Annotated in this window: 18 protein-coding genes; 15 read left to right on the top strand and 3 right to left on the bottom strand. The window is 67.7% G+C overall.

The annotated features are described in order from the left end of the window. Positions 1-132 precede the first annotated feature (132 nt). On the top strand, positions 133-702 hold the full coding sequence (locus tag ACIA58_RS10190) for a TIGR03086 family metal-binding protein (RefSeq protein ID WP_396403243.1): 570 nt from the start codon (positions 133-135) through the stop codon (positions 700-702). Here the strand turns inward: ACIA58_RS10190 and ACIA58_RS10195 are convergent. Then, positions 673-1,902, bottom strand: a complete 1,230-nt coding sequence (locus tag ACIA58_RS10195) for a hypothetical protein (protein ID WP_396403244.1) — start codon at positions 1,900-1,902, stop codon at positions 673-675. The genes ACIA58_RS10190 and ACIA58_RS10195 overlap by 30 nt on opposite strands. Next, the gene (locus ACIA58_RS10200; RefSeq protein ID WP_396403245.1) at positions 1,820-2,929 is read right to left on the bottom strand and encodes a glycosyltransferase; all 1,110 of its coding nucleotides are present in this window, start codon (positions 2,927-2,929) and stop codon (positions 1,820-1,822) included. The genes ACIA58_RS10195 and ACIA58_RS10200 overlap by 83 nt, the downstream gene beginning before the upstream one ends. 159 nt (positions 2,930-3,088) lie before the next feature. On the opposite strand from ACIA58_RS10200, the gene ACIA58_RS10205 reads away from it, so the two are divergent. The 3 genes from ACIA58_RS10205 to ACIA58_RS10215 all read left to right on the top strand — a co-directional run bounded on the left by ACIA58_RS10205 (position 3,089) and on the right by ACIA58_RS10215 (position 7,478). Continuing rightward, positions 3,089-5,965: a S8 family serine peptidase gene (locus ACIA58_RS10205; protein WP_396403246.1), complete on the top strand. Its 2,877-nt coding sequence runs from the start codon at positions 3,089-3,091 to the stop codon at positions 5,963-5,965. Between the two features lie 95 nt (positions 5,966-6,060). Next, the gene (locus tag ACIA58_RS10210) at positions 6,061-6,624 is read left to right on the top strand and encodes a TetR/AcrR family transcriptional regulator (RefSeq protein ID WP_396403247.1); all 564 of its coding nucleotides are present in this window, start codon (positions 6,061-6,063) and stop codon (positions 6,622-6,624) included. Then, entirely contained in the window at positions 6,621-7,478 is an 858-nt protein-coding gene (locus tag ACIA58_RS10215; protein WP_396403248.1) for an LLM class F420-dependent oxidoreductase, read from the top strand. Before ACIA58_RS10210 ends, ACIA58_RS10215 begins: the two co-directional genes overlap by 4 nt. Here ACIA58_RS10215 and ACIA58_RS10220 read toward each other — a convergent pair. Further along, the gene (locus tag ACIA58_RS10220) at positions 7,475-8,479 is read right to left on the bottom strand and encodes a LacI family DNA-binding transcriptional regulator (RefSeq protein WP_396403249.1); all 1,005 of its coding nucleotides are present in this window, start codon (positions 8,477-8,479) and stop codon (positions 7,475-7,477) included. The genes ACIA58_RS10215 and ACIA58_RS10220 overlap by 4 nt on opposite strands. Positions 8,480-8,614: 135 nt before the next feature. On the opposite strand from ACIA58_RS10220, the gene ACIA58_RS10225 reads away from it, so the two are divergent. From ACIA58_RS10225 to ACIA58_RS10275, 11 genes are all read left to right on the top strand, one after another. Further along, positions 8,615-9,928 carry an ABC transporter substrate-binding protein gene (locus ACIA58_RS10225; RefSeq protein WP_396403250.1) on the top strand — a complete coding sequence of 438 codons (1,314 nt, stop codon included), beginning with the start codon at positions 8,615-8,617 and terminating at the stop codon, positions 9,926-9,928. Positions 9,929-9,933: 5 nt separating this feature from the next. Beyond that, positions 9,934-10,869 (top strand): carbohydrate ABC transporter permease, encoded by a 936-nt coding sequence (locus ACIA58_RS10230; RefSeq protein ID WP_396403251.1) that lies wholly within the window; start codon positions 9,934-9,936, stop codon positions 10,867-10,869. Further along, a complete protein-coding gene (locus tag ACIA58_RS10235) occupies positions 10,866-11,681 on the top strand; it encodes a carbohydrate ABC transporter permease (RefSeq protein ID WP_396403252.1) in 816 nt (271 codons plus the stop codon). Before ACIA58_RS10230 ends, ACIA58_RS10235 begins: the two co-directional genes overlap by 4 nt. Then, entirely contained in the window at positions 11,678-13,141 is a 1,464-nt protein-coding gene (locus ACIA58_RS10240; protein WP_396403253.1) for a hypothetical protein, read from the top strand. The genes ACIA58_RS10235 and ACIA58_RS10240 overlap by 4 nt, the downstream gene beginning before the upstream one ends. Positions 13,142-13,161: 20 nt before the next feature. Beyond that, complete coding sequence (locus ACIA58_RS10245; protein ID WP_396403254.1) at positions 13,162-15,162, top strand: alpha-amylase family protein; 2,001 nt, start codon at positions 13,162-13,164, stop codon at positions 15,160-15,162. 11 nt (positions 15,163-15,173) lie between these two features. Further along, positions 15,174-16,739, top strand: a complete 1,566-nt coding sequence (aceB, locus tag ACIA58_RS10250; protein ID WP_396403255.1) for a malate synthase A — start codon at positions 15,174-15,176, stop codon at positions 16,737-16,739. Between the two features lie 139 nt (positions 16,740-16,878). Beyond that, the gene (locus ACIA58_RS10255) at positions 16,879-18,675 is read left to right on the top strand and encodes a peptide ABC transporter substrate-binding protein (protein ID WP_396403256.1); all 1,797 of its coding nucleotides are present in this window, start codon (positions 16,879-16,881) and stop codon (positions 18,673-18,675) included. Between the two features lies 1 nt (position 18,676). Continuing rightward, complete coding sequence (locus ACIA58_RS10260; RefSeq protein ID WP_396403257.1) at positions 18,677-19,654, top strand: ABC transporter permease; 978 nt, start codon at positions 18,677-18,679, stop codon at positions 19,652-19,654. Continuing rightward, positions 19,641-20,585: an ABC transporter permease gene (locus ACIA58_RS10265; RefSeq protein ID WP_396403258.1), complete on the top strand. Its 945-nt coding sequence runs from the start codon at positions 19,641-19,643 to the stop codon at positions 20,583-20,585. Before ACIA58_RS10260 ends, ACIA58_RS10265 begins: the two co-directional genes overlap by 14 nt. Then, positions 20,582-21,559: an ABC transporter ATP-binding protein gene (locus ACIA58_RS10270; protein WP_396403259.1), complete on the top strand. Its 978-nt coding sequence runs from the start codon at positions 20,582-20,584 to the stop codon at positions 21,557-21,559. The genes ACIA58_RS10265 and ACIA58_RS10270 overlap by 4 nt, the downstream gene beginning before the upstream one ends. After that, positions 21,552-22,328 carry an ATP-binding cassette domain-containing protein gene (locus ACIA58_RS10275; RefSeq protein WP_396403260.1) on the top strand — a complete coding sequence of 259 codons (777 nt, stop codon included), beginning with the start codon at positions 21,552-21,554 and terminating at the stop codon, positions 22,326-22,328. The genes ACIA58_RS10270 and ACIA58_RS10275 overlap by 8 nt, the downstream gene beginning before the upstream one ends. Positions 22,329-22,549: the final 221 nt, after the last annotated feature.

The raw sequence follows: 22,549 nt of genomic DNA on the forward strand, positions 1-22,549 counted from the left end.
GGCGGATCCCCAGGCCATCACGATCGGCGGTCGGGGCGCCTCGCCGCGGGGCTCGGTGGGTGCCGGGCGATTGTGATGGCGTGGCGATCCGCACTCTTCCGCCGGGTGGCGGTGGGGCGGCAAGATGCGGGGATGGGCGAGATCGCGGAGCGGTACCGGCGGCGGGCCGATGCGTTCGAGCGCAAGGTCGCCGCGGTCGCGCCGGACCAGTGGGCGAGCCAGTCGCCGTGCGCGAAATGGACCGCGCGCGACGTGGTCGAGCACGTCGTCACGATGCACGGGGTGATGCTGACTCCGGTCGCGCGCAGGCTCGAGCGGTCGGACGACCCGCTGATCGCGTTCCAGGAGGCGCGGGCCGCGGTCGAGGACGTGCTCGACGATCCCGTCTCCGCGTTGACCGAGAGCGACACGCCGGGCGGGCGGATGACGGCCGAGCGGCACATCGACCAGGTGGTGTCCGACGACCTCGTCCTCCACGGCTGGGACCTGGCCCGCGCCACCGGACAGGACGAGACGATCGAGCCGGTCGACCTCGATCGACTCTGGGCAACCGCTGTCGCCATCCCGCCGGACATGATGGCGAAGTACCGGACGCCCGGCGCCTTCGGCGAGGGCATCGAGGTGTACGGCGCCGAGGTGCCCGTCGCGCCCGACGCCCCGCTCCAGGACCGGCTACTGGGATTGCTCGGCCGCGAGCCTTAGGTCGCTGGGGGCGTAGTAGCTGCCGGGGTCGTCGCAGAGCGGTGCCTCGGTGAGCTCCGCCGGTCGCGTCATCAGCAGCGCGTGACCCTTGGCGATCGCCGGGTCGAGGTACTCGTGCCCGGGGAGATCGGCGACCGCCGTACGGCAACCGAGCGCCATACCTTCGAACAGCGCGGTCGTCGAGACCCCGACCTGGTACGTCGCCGTCGCGAGCAGATCCAGCGTGCTCCCGCCGGTCGACACCTGCAGCCCGGCCGGGATCGCGTAGTCCTCCGGGCGCTCACTCGGGTGCAGCCGGTAAAGGACCTCCAGGTCCGGGTGCTGCTTGGCGACGGCGTTCGCTGTCTGGATCAGCTCCGACCCGACCGTTCCTTGCGACAGGAAGACCACACGCCGCGGGTCCTTCGGGCCGGGCTTCGGCAGGAACGTCGCGCCGATCACCTCGGTCCGCATCCCGGCGGGGAGGTCGGCGACATCGGTCCAGTACGACCCGAAGCACCACAGCTCGTCCGGCTGGTCCGCGACGACCGGGCGGCCCGGGTAGCTGTAGCCGAGGTGGAACGGGCTGATCGCGCCGTGCTGCAGTTCGACGACGCGGATCCCGAGGTCGCGGGCGGCGCCGACGATGTGCTGGTGGAAGTACGCGACGACCAGGTAGACGGTCCTGATCCGGTGCTTCTTGAGCAGGGCGCGGTAGAGGGTGCGCAGCCGAAGATGTTTCGGTACTTCGCGGGCGACGATCGCGCCTACCGGGATGCGGACACCGGTGAGCTTCTCCAGCGCTCGGCCGATGCCGCGGTCGTCAGCGGTCCGCGGGTGCATCGCGCCGGCGGCGGAGGTGAAGAAGTCGAGGTTCTTGCTGCCGGGGAGCGGGGTGCCGTTGATGCCCGAGTCCAGGATCAGCGCGGTGTCGCCGAGCGTCGTGCGGAGTTCGTCGGTGTAGATCTCGACACCATTCGGTTTCCGCGGATGAGGTACGACGAGGGCGTCGTACCGGCCGGGGAACGGGGAGCGGGTGACGATGCCGGCGACGTGCTTCGCGATCAGGGCGGCCTTGTCGTACGGCGTACGTCGGACCGGATGGGGTGCGCCGTGGATGCCGGTGCGGCGGGTCAGCTCATGGAAGACGCGCATCCGGATGATCGGCCAGGGGTGAGCGCCTTTGATCTGCCACTCGAGCAGCCCCAGGTCCGTCTCCACCTGCCAGATCGCCCGGCACAGCTCCGCCACCGTCGGCCGGCCCGGGGCCGTCGCCGGATCCGTGCCGTTCCCGGTACTCGTCATGGTTGATCCCAACTATCCCCGCGAGACTGCCGACGCCGGAGAAGAACCGGCGGACTGCCTTCAGCAGGTGCGTCTTCCGGCCGAGCAGCAGCCCGGCGAGGGCGAACCCGATCGCCGAGATCACCCGCGCCGAAGCATAGGCCAGCACGAGTGCGTAGCTGATCGCGCCCGGGCGGATCAGCAGCCGGCTGATCGTGTCGCCGCTGCCGGAGCGGAACGCGCGGCGTACCAGCCAGCGCAGCGTGGTCCGGCCGACCGGCACCTCCTCCGCGATGCAGGCCTCCTCGCACCACACGATCCGGAACCCGGCCCGGTGCACGCGGAGGAAGAAATGCAGGTCGCTGGAGCCGGTGTAGCGGAACGCGGGATGGAACCCGGGCGTCACCGCGTGGTACACCCGGCGGCTGACCAGGGTGTTGTTCGTGTACGCCTTGCGGAGCTCCTCGCCGGTGGTGTGCTTGCCGGTCGAGTCGTGAACGTCGCTGTAGTGGTTCCACGGCGGGGCGCCGGGCGGGAGGTTGCCCTTCACCGGGCCGGTGACAACGTCGGCGCCGGTCGACTCCCAGGCTGCCAGCAGCTTGCCGAGCCAGCCGGGTGGGGCGACCTCGTCGTCGTCCACGAAGATCAGGGCGTCGTCGTTCCAGCACAGCTCGACCGACTTCTCCCGGGCGAAGGGGATCCCCGGCTCCGGTTCCACCACGGACTGGATCGGGTACGGCCTGCCCTCGCCGAACTCCTCCAGCACCTTCGCCGCCGACCCGTCCGCGTCGTTGTCCACCACCACGATCCGGATCGCGTAATCGGAGTCCGCAGGCAACTCCTGCGCTTGCAAACTGGTCAACAACCCCCGCAACAGAGCAGGTCGCCTGAAGGTAATCACCGCAATGGCGACGCAGGTGCTCATGGCGCCCGAGACTATCGGTCCCCACCAACAACCGCCCATCCAACAGCTGCGACATCGGTTCCCCCAGGCCCACCGCTCCGCGCCGGCAGGCTCGTCGAGGTAGAGCACGGACCGTGTAACGCCGCGGGGTGCTTGAGCGATTAAGTGTCGGACCGTATCTCGGTCGTTGGCCCGGTTGGCTCCTTGGGGGTTCTTGTGGTGTCCCGTTCTGCCCGTTTGCTGCGCCTGGTCGTGCCCGCGGCCGTCGTGGCCGGTGGTTTGGTGGCGGTGACCGGCTCGGCCGGGTCCGCTGCCGAGCCGCGTCGCCCTTATCGTCCGCCGTTCGCCGCGCAGCACGCGCATGCGAAGGCGACGGCCGAGTTCGAGCCGAACGCCGTCCTGGTGAAGTTCAAGCCGAAAGCGACCACCTCCGCCCGCAAGGCCGCGGCGGCCCGGGCCGGCGCGACCGTCGGCGAGTCGGTCGCCTCGGACGTGGTCAAGCTGACCGGCGACCTGTCCGCGCCCGACCTGCTGAAGAAGGTGAAGGCGGACCCGGCCGTCGAGCTCGCCTCGCTGAACTACAAGCGGTACGCCACCGCCGTGCCGAACGACGAGTTCTACGGCACCGACCAGGCGGCGTACCTGAACACGGTCCGGATGCCGCAGGCCTGGGACCTCTCGAAGACCACCGGCAGTCAGATCGTCGCCGTCCTCGACACCGGCGTCGACGCGGGGCACCCGGACCTCGTCGGTCATCTGGTCACCGGCTACAACGCCACTTCGCCGAACCGCGGCCCGATCGACGACAACGGCCACGGCACCATGACGCTCGGCATCATCGCCGCCGCCGCGAACAACGTGGAGGGCGTCGCCGGAGTGGGCTGGAACGTGAAGGCCATGCCGGTCAAGGTCCTCGCCGCCAACGGCAGCGGGTACGACGTGGACATCGCCGAGGGCATCGACTGGGCCGTCGCCCACGGCGCCAAGGTGATCAACATGTCCCTCGGCGGTCCGGACGACGACCCGATTCTGCACCAGTCGATCGCGGACGCGGTCAACGCGGGCGTCACCGTGGTGGCGGCGGCCGGCAACGACGGCAGCTCCGACCTGCAGTACCCGGCGTCGTACCCCGAGGCCATCGCGGTCGCGGCGACCGACGCCGGCGGTTCGCTGACCGACTTCAGCTCGTTCGGTGACTGGGTCGACATCGCTGCACCGGGCTGGGACATCCTGACCACCGGCTCGCGTGCGCTGACGGACCCGGGGTACCTGCCGTACTGGTACTGCACCGGCACCTCCTGCTCGGCGCCGATCGTCGCGGGGGTCGCGGCGCTGGTGAAGAACAAGTGGCCGGCGCTCACGCCGGACCAGATCGCGCAGCGCCTCGAGGGGCTCTCGCGCGACGCCGGTCCGCGCGGCACCGACCCGTACTACGGCCACGGCATCCTCGACGCGTACGCCGCCCTCGGCGGCCGCTTCGCCCCGGACTTCCCGGCGCCGTACCCGGACGGGAACGACCAGCCGATCCGCGCCAAGAAGTTGAGCGGGTTCAGCTCGACCACGGGCGCGATCGACGCCGAGGGTGACGTCGACTGGTACTCGGTCGACGTGGCCTCGGCCCAGAACATGCGGGCCGTTCTCACCGGCCCGTCCTTCGACGAACGCAGCTACTCCTCGAACGTCGGTCCGGTCGTGGACGTCTACGACTCGAACCTGAGGTTCCTCGGGCACGGCGAGAACGAGTTCCCGGTCGTCGACCCGGTCACCGGCCCGAAGTGGGGTCCAGTGACCGCCCTGGCCGACGTCAAGGCTCCGGCCGGGACGTTATATGTTGCCGTGCGCAACTACAACGGCTCGAAGGTGACCCGGCCGTACACACTGACCGTGGCCGGCGGCGGGACCGGCGCGACCGCCACGGGTCCGGCGTACCAGGTCCGGGACGTGTTCCCAGCCAACCTGACCACCGCGACGGCGTCCACGAAGCCGACGGTGACGTTCGCGCGGGACATGGACCCGGCCTCCGTCACCACCGGCACCGTATTGCTGCGCGACGGCAAGACCGACCTGCAGGTCAGCGCGGTCACCACGTACGACGCCGCAACGCGGACGGCGACCATCACGCCGCAGCAGCCGCTCCTCGACAACCGGCCGTACAAGATCGAGGGCACGTCGTACCTGTACGAGGCGGACGGTACGCCGATGTCGTGGTTCCGGACGGTCTTCACCACGGTCGACCTGGCGCCGCAGCAGCTCACCACCTTCACCGGCAGCGGCGCGTACCTCGCCGTGAACCTGGCCTGGAAGATCCCGCCGACCAACGACCTCGACCAGGTGATCGTCCGGCGGAACGTCGGGAGCAAGGCGCCGACGCCGACCACCGGCACACTCGTGTACGCGGGCACCGGGACTGCGGTGAAGAACACCGGGCTGGCGCAGGGTACGACGTACACCTACGCGGGCTGGGTCGTCGACCGGACCGGGCACTACAGCCCGATCGCGGTGAAGCAGGTGCTCGGAATGAAGTCGGGCATCTCGGTTTCGTCCACGCTGCTCAGCTACGGCGGCTCGATCACGATCAAGGGCAGCACGTTGCGGATCGACAACCTGGCGTACGCCGGGTTGCCGGTGAACGTCTACGTGCGGCCGACGACGTCGACCAAGTTCACGTTGCTGGGGGCGATGAAGACGTCGTCGACCGGGACGCTGTCGCTGACGCACAAGCCGCTCGTGTCGTCGGTGTACATGCTGACGTTCCCGGGCAACGAGACCTTGATGGGCACTCGGACCGCCGACGTCACCGTGCGGGTGGCGCCGACGATCTCGGCGACGCTCGCGCCGGCCGCGATCAAGCTGGGCCAGGCGACCGCGTTCAGCGGGTACGTCGCTCCCGCGCACGCCGGCCAGACCGTCTACCTGCAGCAGTACGGCAGCAAGGTCTGGAAGTCGATCGCCGCGGTCAAGCTCAGCACCTCGGGCAAGTACGCCTTCGGTATCAAGCCGGCTGTTCGCGGCCAGATCGCCTATCGCGTCTACTTCCCCGGCGACGCCGACCACGCCCCCGCGTACACCGTCAACAAGATCGTCACCATCAGCTGACGTCGACGAGCTGGGGAGGATCCTGGCCCGATTCGGGCGCAGGATCCTCCCCAGCTTCATTTCCCGCTGCTGTACCTGTGGGTACAGTTGGGTGGGTGGAGACGGTGGAGCGGTTGATTCGCAGTACGCAGGAGTTGTTGTGGGAGCGGGGGTATGTCGGGACCTCGCCGAAAGCGATTCAGCGCGCGGCCGATGCCGGGCAGGGGAGCATGTATCACCACTTCGCCGGGAAGGCCGAGCTGGCCAAGGCGGCGATCGAGCGGTCGGGGTCCGAGCTGCGAGCGGCGGCTGACGTGCAACTGGCTGGAGACGGGTCGGCCGGCGAGCGGATCGCCGCGTATCTCGGGCGTGAGCGGGAGGTGCTCAAGGGGTGCAAGGTCGGCAGGCTGGCCGCGGATCCGGACGTGATTGCGGATCCGGTGTTGCGGGCACCGGTTGCCGAGACGTTCGAATGGTTGCGCAAGCGGCTGGCCGAAGTGATTGCTGAGGGCAAGCGATCGGGTGAGTATCCGGAGTCCCTCGACCCGACGCGGATCGCGGCGACCGTTGCGGCGGTGTTGCAGGGCGGGTATGTGCTTGCCCGGGCGGCCGGGTCGGTCGAGCCGTTCGAGCTGGCTGTCCAGGGATTGATCGACTTGTTGCCGGAGGCTACGAAGTGAAAATCGGTGCGGTGTTCCCCCAGCTGGAGATCGGTCCGGACCCGAGGACGGTGCGCGACTGGACCACCACGGTGGAGCAGGCCGGATACAACCATGTGCTCGCCTACGACCACGTCCTCGGCGCGGATCCGGCGAACCGGCCGGGCTGGACCGGGTACACCGACAAGTCCTTGTTCCACGAGGTTTTCGTCCTGCTCGGGTACATGGCAGCGATCACGACAACGCTCGAGCTCGTGACCGGCGTGCTCGTGCTCCCGCAGCGCCAAACCGCACTGGTCGCGAAGCAGGCGGCCGAGGTCGACGTGCTGAGTGGTGGTCGCCTGCGGCTCGGCGTCGGCATCGGGTGGAACCAGGTCGAGTATCAAGCGCTCGGCGTGCCGTTCAAGCAGCGCGGGGCACTCCTGGAGGAGCAGGTCGACGTACTGCGCAAGCTCTGGACCGAGCCGGTGATCTCCTACGACGGCAAGTACCACGAGATCGTCGAGGCCGGCCTGAACCCGATGCCCGGTCGGCAGATCCCGGTCTGGTTCGGCGGCAGCGCAGACGCCGTACTGCGACGTACCGGGCGAATCGGCGACGGCTGGATGCCACAGTCCGCGCCCGACGACCACGCCCGCCAGCAGATCGCCACGATCCGCGAAGCGGCGGAAAAGGCCGGCCGCGACCCACAGTCCATCGGCATCGAGGCCAGACTGACCCTCGCCGCCGTCCCCGAGCACGACCGCCGCGCGTTCGCCGACGCCTGGCGCGCCCTCGGCGCCACCCACCTCTCCGTCAACACGATGAACCTCGGCCTCCAGAACCCAGAGGACCACGCCCAGCTTCTCGCCGAGGTCCTGCCGAAGCTGACCTAGTGCCGGTTCGCGGTTGAGCCTCGGATTGTCAGGGGACAGGGGAGGGTTACGACCTCGGTGGGGCGGTCGGGGTCGGTGATGCGTTGGCGGAGGAGGTCGATGCCGGTTTCGACGATGGTGTGGGTGGGTTGTTCGACGGAGGTGAGGTCGAAGGCTTCCCAGGCGGCCATCTCGGTGTTGTCGAAGCCGATCACCCAGACGTCGTCGGGGACCCGGGCGCCGACCGCGCGGGCGCCGTCGAGGATGCCGAACGCGAGCAGGTCCGTGACGGTGTAGATCGCGGTCGGCGGCTTCTTCCGGGAGAGTAGCTTCTCGGCCGCGGCGTGGCCGTCGGCGTGCGGTACGCCGACCGAGACGACGTTGTTCGGCTTGATCTTCACGCCGGCGTCGGCCAGTGCCGCGCGGAAACCGAGGTCGCGGTCGCGGGAGGTGTTCCCGGTGTGGGTCAGCGTGACGAGTCCGATGTCGGTGTGGCCGGCGTCGACGAGGTACTGGCCGGCGTCGTACGCGCCCTGCCAGTTGTCGCCGACGACCTGGTCGCAGTCGAGCCCGTCGATCCCGCGATGCAGCAGCACCGTCGGCGTCCCGGAGGCGACCGCCATCGTGTGCAGCTTCGAGTCGTACGTCGCCGAGGTCAGCAGGAACCCGTCGACGAGGCGCTGCTGCAGCACCTCCGCGACCGTCTCCTCGGGATCGTGCTCGATGTTCCACAGGATCATGTGCAGGCCCATCGAGCTGAGCACCCGCCCGATCTCGTCCAGCAGCTCGGCATGGAACGGGCTGGTCACCCGCGTCATGAACACGCCGATGGTGTCGGTCCGCCCGGTCTTCATCGCGCGGGCCAGCGCGTTCGGCGTGTAGTTGGCGTCCTTCAGGACCTGGAGGACTCGCGCCCTCGTCTCCGGGTTGACCTTCGGATTGTTGGTCAGCACCCGCGAGACTGTCGCCTGGGACACCCCTGCCAGCCGGGCCAGATCCCTACTCGTCGGTGGTCGCGCCATGACCCCGCCTCCCCTCGTCGTCCAAATGCTGAACCTTACTCAAGAGTGTCGCCCCAGGCCGTTGACCACGCCGGAGGCAATGTGTATACGTATTCATTGTATACGTATTCATCCCGAAGTGGATGGGAGATTCCGGTGCAGAACAATTCCCTGGCACACTTCTCCGACCTGAGCCGCCGCAGGTTTCTCGCCGGACTGACGGGACTCACGGCTGCCGGCGTTCTCGCCGGCTGCGGTGGCAACGGCAACTCGAGCGGAGGCGGGGGCAAGAGCCTCACCTTCCTCAACTGGGAGCAGGTCAAGGGCAACCCGCTGGAGCAGGCGATCCAGGCCTTCGAGAAGGAGTCGGGGACGAAGGTCACCATCCAGCCCGCTGTCACCCAGGAGTACGACACCAAGATGCGCACGCTGATCGCGGGCGGCAGTCCGCCGGACGTGATGCGGATCAACGACGACTTCGTCCGCGGCTTCTCCCAGCAGGGAGCGCTGCTCGACCTGAAGCCGTACATCGACAAGGACAAGCTCGACACCGCGCAGTTCGCCAAGGAGACCTTCGACTTCCCGCAGCAGCCGGACGGTTCGCACACCGCGTGGGTCCTCGGGTACGAGCCGCGGCTGATCTTCTACAACGTCGATCTCTTCAAGGCTGCCGGCGTACCGCTGCCGCCGACCACCTGGTCGTCGGAGAACTGGTCCTGGTCCGACTTCGCGGAGCGGGCGAAGAAGCTCACCGATCCGGCGAAGAAGCAGTACGGCGCGCTGGTCTACCTGGACACCGGCTACGAGCAGACATTCACCGTCAACCACGGCAGCCAGACCGGGATCTTCTCCAAGGACGGCACGCAGTTCACGCTGCCCGACGACAAGGAGACCGAGGCGCTGCAATGGGCGACCGACCTGACCTGCAAGGACAAGGTGCAGCCGCCGTGGTCCGCGCTGCAGCAGGACAACGTGCAGAACCAGATGTTCGCCCAGGGCAAGATCGCGATGATGTTCGCGACCTTCGGCACCGTGCCGTACATGCGGCAGACGATCAAGGACTTCACCTGGGACGTCGCTCCGCCGCCTGCCGACGTGGAGCAGAAGACCGAGTCCAGCGTGATCGTGTTCTGCATCCCGAAGAAGGCGAAGAACCCGGACGCGGCCTGGGACCTGCTGAAGTACCTCGCGAGCGAGGACGGCGGCAAGATCCTGCTCCAGGGCGGGGCGTTCACGCCGATCAACCTGAAGGCCGCCGCCGAGCTGGCGCCGAACGGCAAGGCGCCCGCGCACATCGGGCTGTTCGCCGAGGCGGCCAAGCACCTGACCGCGACCAACCAGACCAAGAACACGATCGGCGCCCGCGAGCTGTACCGGCCGGCGCTGGACACGGCCTACAACTGCGAGAAGCCGGTCGGTGACGTTCTCCGGGGCGTCAAGTCCCAGGTGGAGAACGCCTTGAAGGGTTGATGTCGATGGCAACCATCACGATGGCGCAGGACACCGCCGGCAGGGTCAACACCGCCGACGTACGCCGGGCCCGCCGGAAGCAGAACCTCACCGGCTGGCTGTTCATCAGTCCGATCGTGGTCGGGGTGGTGGCGTTCCAGTTCTTCCCGATCCTGGTCTCGATCGTCGCGTCGCTGACCGACTGGAACGGCATCTCGGCGCCGAAGTTCGTCGGCCTGAAGAACTTCACCGAGATGTTCTCCGACGACCCGTTGTTCCTGCAGACGTTCAAGAACACCGTCTACTTCACGCTGGCGAGCATCCCGCTGACGATCGGCATCGGGCTGATCCTGGCGTTGCTGTGCGCTCGTCCGATCAAGGGTGTCGCGTTCTTCCGGACGGCGTACTTCGCGCCGTACGTGACGAATGTGGTCGCGATCGGGTTCGTCTGGTTCTGGTTCTTCCAACCGGACAACGGTGTGATCAACGGCCTGCTCAACCAGGTCGGGATCAACGGCCCGCAGTGGTTGTCGAGCTCGAGCTGGGCGATGCCGGCCGTGATCATGGTCAGCGTCTGGCAGGGCATCGGCTACCCGATGATCATCCTGCTCGCGGGCCTGCAGGGCCTGCCCAACGAGTACTTCGAGTCCGCGCGGATCGACGGCGCGGGGGCCTGGCAGCGGCTGCGATTCATCACCTTGCCGCTGCTGACACCGCATTTCCTGTTTCTGCTGATCACGCAGTTCATCTCGTCGTTCCAGGTGTTCGGCCTGATCTACGTGATGACCAAGGGCGGCCCCGGCCACGCCACCAGCGTCTACATCTACAACATCTATCAGAACGCGTTCAGCTACGGGAAGGTCGGCTACGCCTCGGCGATGGCGTGGATCCTGTTCGTGGTGATCGCGGCCGTCACCTTCCTGCAGTGGAAGCTGCAGAAGAGGTGGGTGTTCTACACATGAGAATCGTCGGAAAGACTTCGCAGTACGTCGTGATGACGTTGTTCGCGGTGGCGTTCCTGGCGCCGCTGGTCTGGATGATCAGCGCATCGCTGCGGCCGGAGGCGAAGGTGCTCAGCGTGCCGCCGAAGTTCCTGCCCAGTGACACGCAGTGGAGCAACTACAGCCAGGTCTTCGAGCTGATCCCGGTGTTCCTCTGGAACAGCGTGAAGCTCGCCGGTCTGAATGTGATCGGCATTCTGATCGTCGCCTCGATGGCCGGGTACGCGTTCGCGCGGCTGCGGTTCGCCGGCCGGGACATCGCGTTCATGGTGCTGCTGGCCACGTCGATCATCCCGGGCATCGCGTACCTGATCCCGCAGTACATCGTCTTCCAGCACATCGGCTGGGTGGACACGCAGTACCCGCTGTGGGTGCCGAAGGTGCTCACGCCCGTGTTCGCGACCTTCCTCATGCGGCAGTCGTTCCTGACCATTCCGAACGAGCTCGAGGACGCCGGCAAGATCGACGGCGCGTCCACGTTCGGCATCTATTGGCGGATCATGCTGCCGCAGACCAAACCGGCGCTGGCCGCGATCGGGGTCTTCACGTTCCTCGAATCGTGGAACGACCTGTTCGGCCCGCTGATCTACATCACGTCCGAGAACCTGCAGACGCTGCCGGTGGCCCTCGCCCAGTTCCAGGGCGAGTACTTCACCCAGATCAGTCTGCTGATGGCAGGCGCGACGATCTCCGTCGTACCGGTCATCGCCGTCTTCCTTTTCGCCCAGCGTTATTTCATCCAAGGCATCACGATGACAGGAATGAAGGGGTGAGCATCGTGCCCGATCGGGTCGTTGCCATGCAGATCGGAGCCATTTCGTTCGTCGACGAAGGCGTCGACCAGACACTAGACATCCTGGCCGAGCGCGGCACGGTCAACGCGCTGTTCCTGGCCACACCGACCTGGACCCGGGGCACCGGCGGGCGGCAGATTCCGGGCCACCCGATTCCCGACCACGGCGTCCAGGAGTACGACCTCGGCTGGGTCGGCGGGAACTACGCGACCCCGCATCCGCAGTACTACGGCAACACCGTGCTCGGCTCGGCCGGGCAGGCGCCGGAGCACCCGGAGCTCGACCTCTTCGAGCAGGTGATTCCGAAGGCCAAGGAGCGCGGGATCAAGTCCTACGCCTGGATGGAGGAGAGCGGCGGCGCCCGGCAACTTCGCACCTACCCGAACTTCGCCAAGGTGCTCGAGGTGGACGCCTGGGGCCGTCCGGGGCGCCGGCCGTGTTTCAACAACCCCGACTACCGGAACTGGCACCTCGGCTTCGTCGAGGACTATGTGCAGAGCTACGAGCTCGACGGGCTGGCCTGGTGCTCGGAGCGGCCCGGTCCGCTGAACCTGCTGATGCAGAGCACGCCGGACGTGGCGGAGATCGGCTGCTTCTGCCCGCACTGCCGTGAGGTCGGGCGCGAGCGGGGCATCGACGTGAACCGCGCCATGCATGGGTATCGCGAGTTGGTCGACTGGAACGCACGGGTCGGAGCCGGTGAGCGGCCGGTCGACGGCGCGTTCGTGACGTTCTGGCGGATCCTGCTCAACTTCCCCGAAGTGCTTGCGTGGCAGACGTTGTGGACCGAGAGTCAACGGCAGCTGTACCGCGACATCTACGGCGTGACGAAGTCGATCTCGCCGGAGGTCGAGGTGGGCTGGCACGTGTACCACAACATCTCGTTCAGCCCGTTCTATCGCGCCGACCAGGACTACACCGAGATGGCCAAGTTCTCCGACTTCATCAAGGTGGTCATCTACAACAACTGCGCCGGGCCGCGGTTCTTCACCTGGATCAAGAGCATCTGCGGTGCGCTGTTCGCGGACGCCGATCCGGAGGACGTCTACCCGCTGATGATGAAGCTGCTGCAGCTCGACGAGGGCGACTACGAGAAGCTGCCGCAGGCCGGATTCACCTCGGAGTACGTCCGCAAGGAAACCGCCCGCGCCGTTGCCGGTGTCGGCGGGCAGAGCAAGATCTACCCGGGTATCGACATCGACATCCCGGTCGGCGTCGCCAAGCAGCGCGGGTTGGAGAAGCCTCGCGACCTCGGTACCAAGATCAACTGGGACGACAACGAGGGCGAGCTGACCGCCTGCACTCGCGAGTCCGTCCGGGACGCGACGCTGGCCGCGTTCGCGGGCGGCGCCGAGGGCGTCGTGCTCAGCCGCAAGTACTCCGAGATGCTGCTGGAGAACCTGTCCGGAGCCGGCGACGCGGTGCGGAGTCTTAAGTGAAGCCTTGGTATCAAAGAACTTTGAGGTGGGCGCAGACAAACCTCACCGAGAAGGATCCGGCGCGGTACGACGCCGGCTGGTGGCGGGAGCACTGGCGTCGTACCAAGGTCCAGGGGGTGATCGTCAACGCCGGCGGGATCGTCGCGTACTACCCGAGCAAGTTCGAGCTGCAGCACCGGGCGGAGTACCTCGGCGATCGCGACCTGTACGGCGAGATCGCCGAGCTCGCGCAGGAGGACGGGCTGACGGTCCTCGCCCGGATGGACTCCAACCGCGCCCATCAGCCCCTGTACGACGCGCATCCGGACTGGTTCGCGATCGATGCCGACGGCAACCCTTATCGGGCCGGCCAGTTGTACGTCGCCTGCGTCACCGGGCCGTACTACAAGGACTTCCTGACCGGCATCCTCGAGGAGATCATCGAGCGGACCTCGCCGGACGGGTTGACCGACAACAGCTGGAGCGGACTCGGGCGGGACTCGATCTGCTACTGCCCGAACTGCCGCGACAACTTCGGCCAGGACCTGCCGGCGGCGCCGGACTGGGCCGATCCGGTCTACCGGCAATGGATCCGCTGGAGCTACGACCAGCGGCTCGCGGTCTGGGACCTGAACAACGAGGTGACCCGGCGCGCGGGCGGTCCGGACTGCTTGTGGATCGGGATGAACGGGGGCGAGGTCGTTGCCCAGAGCAAGAGGCTGCGCGATGACGTCGAGATCTGCAAGCGGGCGTCGATCTTCATGCTGGACTCGCAGTGGCGGCACGACGAGTCCGGGTTCCAGGCGAACGCGGATTCCGGGAAGCGCCTGCACGGGCTGCTCGGCTGGGACACGCTGATCCCGGAGAGCACGGCGATGTACGACGCCGGTGTGCCCACCTTCCGGCTCGGGAGCAAACCTGAGCCGGAGGCACGGATGTGGGCGATCGAAGGCTGGGCCGGTGGGATCCAGCCGTGGTGGCACCACATCGGGTCGGTGCACGACGACCGGCGGCAGTACGCGACCGCGCAGCCGTTGTTCGAGTGGCACGAGGCCAACGAGGAGTACCTCGTCGATCGCGAGCCGGTCGCGTCGGTCGGGCTGCTGTGGAGCCAGCGCAGTGTGGACTTCTATGGGAAGGACGCCCCGGAGGAGGTCAGCCAACTGCCCTACCGGGGGTGGGTGGATGCACTGGTCCGGGCGCGAATCCCCTACTTGCCCACAGCCGTGGTCGACAACCGCTTCGACGTGCTGGTGGTCCCCAACGTAGGTGTCCTGACCGACGAGCAGCTCGCACAACTGCAGGCTTACACCGGGCGTCTGGTCGTGTCCGGGGAGTCGGGGCTCTACGACGAGTGGGGCGATCGCCGTGACGGATGGGCGTTGGGCGAGTTGCTCGGCGTCCGGCACGCGGGCAAGCGACTGGGTGACGGCACAGTCACCGACTGGGAGAACTACGACAGTCACAGCTACCTGCGGATCGAGGACCGCTCGGTTTTCGATGGGGACACTGACGTGCTGCCGTTCGGCGGGCAGCTCGAGGTGGTGGAGGCGGACCACGGGAAAGCGCTGACCTGGATCCCGCCGTTCCCGATCTATCCGCCGGAGAAGTCGTGGATGGACGAGCCGCGCAGCGACATCCCCGCACTGGTCCTCGGCGAGCGTACGGCGTACCTCGCGGCGGACCTGGACCGTCAGTACGCGAAGCATCACCACCCGGACCACGGGAAGGTGCTGGCGAACCTGGTGCGGCACGACGGCATCCCGCTGCGCGTCGACGGCGCCGGCGTACTGGACTGTCAGCTGTACCGGCAGGGCGACCGGCACATCCTGCACCTGGTCAACCTCGACCAGGGCGGCGCGTGGCGCGGCCGTCTGGAGGAGTTCACCCCCGCCGGACCGTTCACGGTGTCGCTCAGGGCGAGCGGTGAGCGGGCGCGGCTCCTCGTCTCGGGTGATGAGGTAGAAGTGAAGGAGCAGGACGGCTGGATTACGGTCGGCATAGACCGGATCACCGATCACGAAGTCGTAGTACTGAGCTAAGGAGTCCCCAAGTGTCAGTCGACGTCACCGGCCCGATGAACGAGCGGTACGACGAGATTCTCACCGAGCGTGCGCTCGGGCTCATCGAGACGTTGCACCGCGCGTACGACGGGCGGCGGAAGGAGCTGCTGGAGCGCCGCGAGCAGCGGGTCGCGGACATCGCGGCCGGGGCGTCGCTGGAGTTCCTGCCGGAGACGAAGGACGTCCGGGACGACCCGGAGTGGCGGGTCGCGCCCGCCGCTCCGGGCCTGGTCGACCGCCGGGTGGAGATCACCGGCCCGACCGACCGGAAGATGACCATCAACGCGCTGAACTCGGGCGCCAAGGTCTGGCTGGCCGACCAGGAGGACGCGAACACGCCCACCTGGGAGAACGTGGTCGGCGGCCAGCTCAACCTGCTCGACGCGATCACCCGGCGGATCGACTTCAGTACGGACACGAAGAGCTACGCCCTGAAGCCGGACGAGGAGCTCGCCACCATCGTCGTACGACCACGCGGCTGGCACCTGCCGGAGAAGCACATCCAGGTCGACGGGGAGCCGACCAGCGGTTCTCTGGTCGACTTCGCGCTGTACTTCGCGGCGACCGCGCAACCGCAGCTCGATCGCGGCCAGGGACCGTACTTCTACCTGCCGAAGATGGAGTCGCACCTCGAAGCCCGGCTCTGGAACGACGTGTTCGTGACCGCGCAGGACGCGCTCGGGATCCCGCGCGGGACGATCCGGGCGACCGTGCTGATCGAGACGTACCCGGCCGCGTTCGAGATGGAGGAGATCCTGTACGAACTGCGCGAGCACTCCGCCGGGTTGAACGCCGGCCGCTGGGACTACATGTTCAGCGTGATCAAGACCCACCGGACCCGCGGCACGGACTTCCAGCTGCCCGACCGGAACAGCGTGACCATGACGGTGCCGTTCATGCGCGCGTACACCGAGCTGCTCGTGCGGACCTGCCACAAGCGCGGCGCGCACGCGATCGGCGGGATGGCGGCGTTCATCCCGAGCAAGGACCCGGCGGTCAACGAGCAGGCCTTCGCGAAGGTCGAGGCGGACAAGACCCGCGAGGCCGGCGACGGCTTCGACGGTTCGTGGGTCGCGCACCCCGGCATGGTCGAGACCTGCCGGACCGTGTTCGACTCCGTGCTCGGCGATCGCCCGAACCAGGTCGACAAGCTCCGCGAGGACGTCGCCGTCACCGCGGCCGATCTCCTCGACGTCGCGGCGACGCCGGGCGAGGTCACCGAAGCCGGCCTGCGCAACAACGTGAGCGTCGCGGTCCAGTACCTGGCCGCCTGGCTCGAGGGCACCGGCGCGGTCGGCATCTTCAACCTGATGGAAGATGCGGCCACGGCCGAAATCTCCCGCTCCCAGATCTGGCAGTGGCGCCAGAACCAGGTCGTCCTCGACACCGGCGACACCATCACCACCGAGCTGGTCGAACGCATCGCCGACGAGGAGATCGCCAAGCTGGGCACGCCTGAGCGGTACGACGCGGCCCGCTCGCTGTTCCTGGACGTGGCTCTCGCCGACGACTACATCGACTTCCTGACGCTTCCCGCGTACGAACGCTTCAACTGACGAGGAGTCCGCCGCCCGTCCGGGCTCGCAGGTCACGATCAATTTCGGTAATGGCCGTAAAGCGTTGACATCGACGCTCTGACGGCCCTACGGTCGCGACCATAAGTCGAGTTCCGGACGCCAGAAAGGCGGCACTCCCTTGCCCAAGCGTGTGTGGACCAGCTCGGTGCCGCCGGTCGGTCAGACCCGGCGAGACTTCCTGCGACTGTCCGGTCTGACCTTGGCCGCTCTCGGCGGGAGTTGGTCGCTGACCGGCTGCGGCCTGTTCGGCGACGACAAGGACAAGGCCTCCGCCGGTCAGTCGACGCTCAAGATCGACTACGTTCCGGTCGAGGTCCTGGATCCGCAGGTGATCACCAACGGGATGTGGATCCTCAGCCGCGGGATCTCCGAGGGCCTGGTCACGCAGACGGAGAAGGGCGACAAGGTCCAGCCGGCCGTCGCATCCGAGTGGAAGGTCTCCGACGACCACCTGACCTACACGTTCACCTTGCGGGACAACGCCCAGTGGTCCGACGGCAAGCCGGTCGTCGCCCAGGACTTCGAGCGGACCTACAAGCGGCTGTTCAGCCCGGCGGGCGGCTCGGCCGGAGGCACCACGCTCGGCGCCAACAGCTACCAGACCGCCACCGGGATCAAGGGCGCCCAGGACTTCCTGTCCGGCGTGCTGACCGACTGGTCGAAGGTTGGCGTCAAGGCGAACGGGGACCATGAGCTGGTCCTCACCCTGTCCAACCCGAACCCGGACTTCCTGCTGGCACTCACCCATCCGGCGATGCTGCCGCTGCCGATGGACCTGGTCGAGAGCAAGCCGAAGGACTGGCAGAACCCGCCGAACTACGTGTCCAACGGCCCGTACACGGTGACCGAATGGGTCGCGAACTCGCGGCTGATCCTGGTGCCGAACGAGAAGTACTGGGACCGCGACGACGTCAAGCTGGACCGGATCCAGGTCAACCTGGTCGAGCCCAGCGCGGCAGCGACCGCGACCGTGCCGTACGAGAACGGCGAGACCGACCTGGTCCAGCTGGCCGGCCCCGACGTACTGCGGTTCCAGAAGGACGCGAACCTGTCGAAGCAGCTGCAGCAGACCGAGAACTACAGCATCCTCTACCTGGCGAAGCTGCGCAGCCAGCACAAGGCGATGGAGGACGTCCGCGTCCGCAAGGCGCTGTCGCTGGCGCTGGACCGCAAGACGCTCGCCGGCGTGCAGCCGGGCCAGGAGCCGGGGGTCTCGCTGGTGACCAGCCGGACCGCGGGCTGGGACGCGAGCATCGGCATCAAGGAGGACGTCGCCGAGGCGAAGCAGCTGCTCGCGGAGGCCGGCTATCCGAACGGCCAGGGCCTGCCGCCGGTGCGGCTTTTGGTCGGCGTACCGGACACCACGCTCGCCGACGCGATCGTCGACAGCTGGACGAAGCAGCTCGGCATCAAGGCCAGCGTCGACCACGTCGAGGCCGGTGTGTACACCGAGCGGCGGTGGCAGGTCCAGAAGGGCAACTACATCGGCTTCTACTACGGCACCTTCGCCGGGCTGCCGACGTGGCCGACGATGGTCGGCTCACTCTGGTCGCCGAAGAACGTCCAGGAGATCAGCCTGCCGAGCGATCAGTGGCAGAAGTACCAGGCTCTGCAGGACGACAAGAAGCTCAAGCCGGCGGACAAGACCGCCCAGCTCAACGCCGTCCTCGCCGCGCACGCGTCGGCTCCCGCGCGCGAGATCGGCTCGCTGGTCGACAAGGCCAACCTCGAGCCGGACGACGCGAAGCGGATGGACCTGTACAAGCAGGCCGCGAAGCTGCGGGAGGAGCAGTACCTGTACCTGCCGGTGCTCTGGCTGAGCCTCTTCCACGCGGTCAAGCCGAAGGTGCACGGCCTGCAGTTGCGGGCGTATCCGGACTACTTCTACCTCAAGCCGCTGAGCGTAGGGAGCTGACGTGGGGCTCGCCGGGTACATCGGCAAGCGGATCGTACGGCTGGTCCTGTCCCTGATCGCGGTCTCGATCCTGACCTTCACCCTGCTGCAGCTCGCACCGGGCAACTTCGCGGACCTGCAGCGCGTGAACAGCGGCGCCACGAACCTCGGCGGCGTCGGCACCGAGTCGATGGTCGGCGAGCTCGAGTCCCGGTACGGCGCCGATGTGCCGGTCTGGAAGCAGTACCTGATCTTCATGAAGGGCGCCGCCGTCTGGGACTTCGGGCCGTCGTACAAGTACGCCAGCCGCAACGTCCAGGACATCATCGCGGAGGCGTTCCCGATCTCGGCCACGTTGGCGTTGCTCGCGGTACTGCTCGCGTTGCTGATCGCCGTACCGGTCGGGGTGTTCGCCGCGCTCAGGCAGAACTCCAAGTCCGATCACGGGACGATGTTCGTGGTCACTCTCGGCCATGCGTTGCCCAGCTATCTGAGCGCGGCGTTCATGATCCTGCTGTTCTCCGCCACGTTGAAGTTGCTGCCTTCCGGAGGCTGGAACGGCCCGAAGGACCTGATCCTGCCGGTGCTCGCACTCAGCCTCGGCCCGGCTGCCGTGCTCGCGCGGTACGTGCGGTCGAGCATGCTGGAGACGCTCCGCGAGGAGTACATCACCGCCGCGATCGCCAAGGGCGGCCCACGGCGTACGGTCATCGTCCGGCATGCGCTGCGCAACTCGCTGATCCCGCTCGTCACCGTGGCCGGCCCGCTGCTGGCGGCGCTGATGACCGGCACCGTGTTCGTCGAGGCGCTGCTGCGGATCCCTGGCCTCGGGCTGTACTTCGCGAACGCGGCGGCCAGCCGGGACATGCCGCTGCTGATGGGTACGGCGTTGTTCTTCGCGCTGATCCTGATGGTGACGAACCTGGTCGTGGACCTGGTCTACGGCCTGCTCGACCCCCGAATCCGCACCGTGGGAGGTGGATCCCATGACGGCAACTGAAGGCATCGAGGCCGCCGGGGCGGTCGCGTCCGAATCAGCCGGCTCTGTGGGGGAGCCGGGGCCGCTCGACCGGGACACCGCTGCGCGCGGGCCGTGGTCGCGGGCGTGGTCCCGGTTCCGCAAGCACCGGTTGGCCTTCGGCAGCCTGATCTTCTGCACGCTCCTGATCATCACCGCGATCGCGGCGCCGCTGATCGCGCCGTACGGCTATGAGGAGACCGACATCCAGCACAAGCTGGCCGGCCCGGGTTCCGAGGGACATCTGCTCGGCACCGACCTGCTCGGCCGGGACATCCTCAGCCGGCTGATCTACGGGCTGCAGACGGCGTTGACAGTCGCGTTCGGCGCCGAGTTGACCGCGCTCGTGCTGGCGTTGGCGATCGGGCTGCTCGCGGGGTACCTCGGTGGCCGGGTCGAATCGTTGCTGATGGCATTCACCGACGTGATGTACGCGTTCCCCAGCTACCTGTTCGCGGTGGTGATGGTGACGGTGCTCGGCCGCAGCATCTTCGCGCTGGTGGTGGCGATCGGGATCGCCTCGTGGGTCACCCAGGCGCGGCTGGTCCGGGCCCAGGTGATGACGCTGAAGGAACGCGAGTACGTCGAGGCGGCCCGGTCGATGGGCGCGAAGGGCAGCACGATCGCGATCCGGTACATCCTGCCGAACGCGATCGGGCCGATCCTGGTCACCACCAGTTTCGCCATCCCGGCCGCGATCGCCGCGGAGGCCGGTCTGGCCCTGCTCGGGCTGGGCGTTCAGCCGCCGACGCCGTCGTGGGGTGCGATGATCAGCGAAGGCAGTCGGTACCTGCTCGCCGCGCCGCACATGCTGGTCGCCCCGGCGGTGCTGTTCGCGCTGACGCTGCTGGCGTTCACCTGGATCGGTGACGGCGTACGAGATGCCTTCGACCCGAGCGGAGAGCAGCGATGAGCGACGAGGCCCTGCTGTCCGTGCGTGGATTGCGGACGACGTTCCGGCGCGACGGCGCTGAGCCGCTGACCGCGGTCGACGGGGTGTCGTTCGACGTACAGCGTGGGCAGGCGCTCGCGATCGTCGGCGAGAGCGGCAGCGGCAAGAGCGTCACCATGCGCAGCGTGATGGGCATCCTGCCGCGGACCGCGCGGATCACCGACGGGCAGGCGTACTTCGGCGGACGCGACCTGCTGGCGATCGGCGACAAGCAACTGCGCCGGGTCCGCGGCCGCGAGATCGCGATGGTCTTCCAGAGCGCTATGGAGGCGATGAACCCGACGCTGACGCTGGAGCGCCAACTCACCGAACACCTGCTCTGGCACGGCATTTGCAACAAGGCCGAGGCCCGCAAGCGCGCCGTACGGGCCCTCGGCGATGTCGGGATCCCCGACCCGGAGAAGCGGATCCGCACGTACCCGTTCCAGCTGTCCGGTGGGATGCGGCAGCGGGCGATGATCGCGATGGCGATGGTGACCGAGCCGGACCTGCTGATCGCCGACGAGCCGACCACCGCGGTCGACGTCACCGTGCAGCGGCAGATCCTCGACCTGCTGAAGGGGCTCAAGGACCGCGGTACCGGCGTCATCATGATCACCCACGACCTCGGGGTCGCCCGCTACTTCTGCGACGACGCGGTCGTGATGTACGCCGGTCGCGTGGTCGAGCGGGCGCCGATGGCCTCGCTGCTCGACGACCCGCGCCATCCGTACACCGTCGGTCTGCTCGGATCGAGCGTCGAGGTCGGTGGACGGGAACTGGCGTTGCATCCCATCCCGGGTAGCCCGCCTGACCTGTCGCGGCGTCCGGCCGGGTGCGCGTTCCATCCGCGGTGCCCGCGGGCCGAACTGCCGAGATGCCAGACCGAGCAGGAGATCCTGACCATCGGCCCCGGGCGGGACGCCGCGTGCTGGAAGGTGACTGTCGATGCCTGACGAACTGGTCCGCACCGAGTCGGTCAGCAAGGTCTTCCGGACTCGTGCTGGCGAGGTCCGCGCGGTCGACGATGTGTCGCTCACTGTGCATCGTGGGCAGACGCTGGGGCTCGTCGGGGAGAGCGGGAGCGGCAAGTCGACCGTCGCGCGGCTGATCATGGGGCTGCAGGGCTGCACTTCTGGCCGGGTGGTGTTTGACGGTCATGACCTCGGGACGCTGCCTGCGCGCGAGCTGCGCGTGTTGCGACCGCGGATGCAGATGGTGTTCCAGAACCCGTACGGTTCGCTGCTGCCGCATTTCAGTGCCATCGGCAACGTTATGGAGCCGCTGCGGTTGCACGAGCGCGGCGACAAGGCATCGCGCCGTACACGCGCACTCGAGCTGCTCGACCTGGTGGGCATCAACACGCACAACGCGGAGTTGTATCCGCGGCAGTTCTCGGGCGGCCAGCAGCAACGGATCGCGATCGCGCGGGCGCTCGCACTCGAACCAGACCTACTGGTCTGCGACGAGCCGACCTCCTCACTGGACGTCTCCATCCAGGCGCAGATCCTCGAACTCTTCACCGACCTCCGCGACCGCCTCGGCCTGTCCATGCTCTTCATCTCCCACAACCTCGCCGTCGTCGAACGCCTCGCGGACCGGGTCGCCGTGATGAACAAAGGCCGCGTAGTCGAGGAAAGCCCGACCGCGGACCTCTTCCGCACCCCGAAAGACGACTACACCCGCCAACTCCTATCCGCCGTACTCCCAGTCCGCCAGGACTAACCCTCCGGGTACTACAGTCCCCCGCACCTTTCAGCAGCGCTTCCCTCAGCCCCTGTTACACACGCACTCCACCCGCCCCCGGCTTATCGCCCGGCCGCTTGTATGCGGAGCGGCCGCAAGTCCTGGGCAACTTGAGGGGTTATCCCTTCTAGTGGGCGGTTGTCTGCTTGTATGCCGGGGGAGAAGGGGCAACTCGCGTGGATAACCCCTGGAGGGAACCC

The organism is Kribbella sp. NPDC051586 (assembly GCF_044453965.1).
Taxonomy (GTDB): domain Bacteria; phylum Actinomycetota; class Actinomycetes; order Propionibacteriales; family Kribbellaceae; genus Kribbella.

What these genes read in the sequence shown, in the direction of transcription:
- ACIA58_RS10270 (WP_396403259.1), top strand. Translation starts at nt 20,582, where the DNA reads ATGAGCGACGAGGCCCTGCTGTCCGTGCGTGGATTGCGGACGACGTTC.
- ACIA58_RS10230 (WP_396403251.1), top strand. Translation starts at nt 9,934, where the DNA reads ATGGCAACCATCACGATGGCGCAGGACACCGCCGGCAGGGTCAACACC.
- ACIA58_RS10235 (WP_396403252.1), top strand. Translation starts at nt 10,866, where the DNA reads ATGAGAATCGTCGGAAAGACTTCGCAGTACGTCGTGATGACGTTGTTC.
- ACIA58_RS10275 (WP_396403260.1), top strand. Translation starts at nt 21,552, where the DNA reads ATGCCTGACGAACTGGTCCGCACCGAGTCGGTCAGCAAGGTCTTCCGG.
- ACIA58_RS10190 (WP_396403243.1), top strand. Translation starts at nt 133, where the DNA reads ATGGGCGAGATCGCGGAGCGGTACCGGCGGCGGGCCGATGCGTTCGAG.
- ACIA58_RS10220 (WP_396403249.1), bottom strand. Translation starts at nt 8,479, where the DNA reads ATGGCGCGACCACCGACGAGTAGGGATCTGGCCCGGCTGGCAGGGGTG.
- ACIA58_RS10200 (WP_396403245.1), bottom strand. Translation starts at nt 2,929, where the DNA reads ATGGGCGGTTGTTGGTGGGGACCGATAGTCTCGGGCGCCATGAGCACC.
- ACIA58_RS10265 (WP_396403258.1), top strand. Translation starts at nt 19,641, where the DNA reads ATGACGGCAACTGAAGGCATCGAGGCCGCCGGGGCGGTCGCGTCCGAA.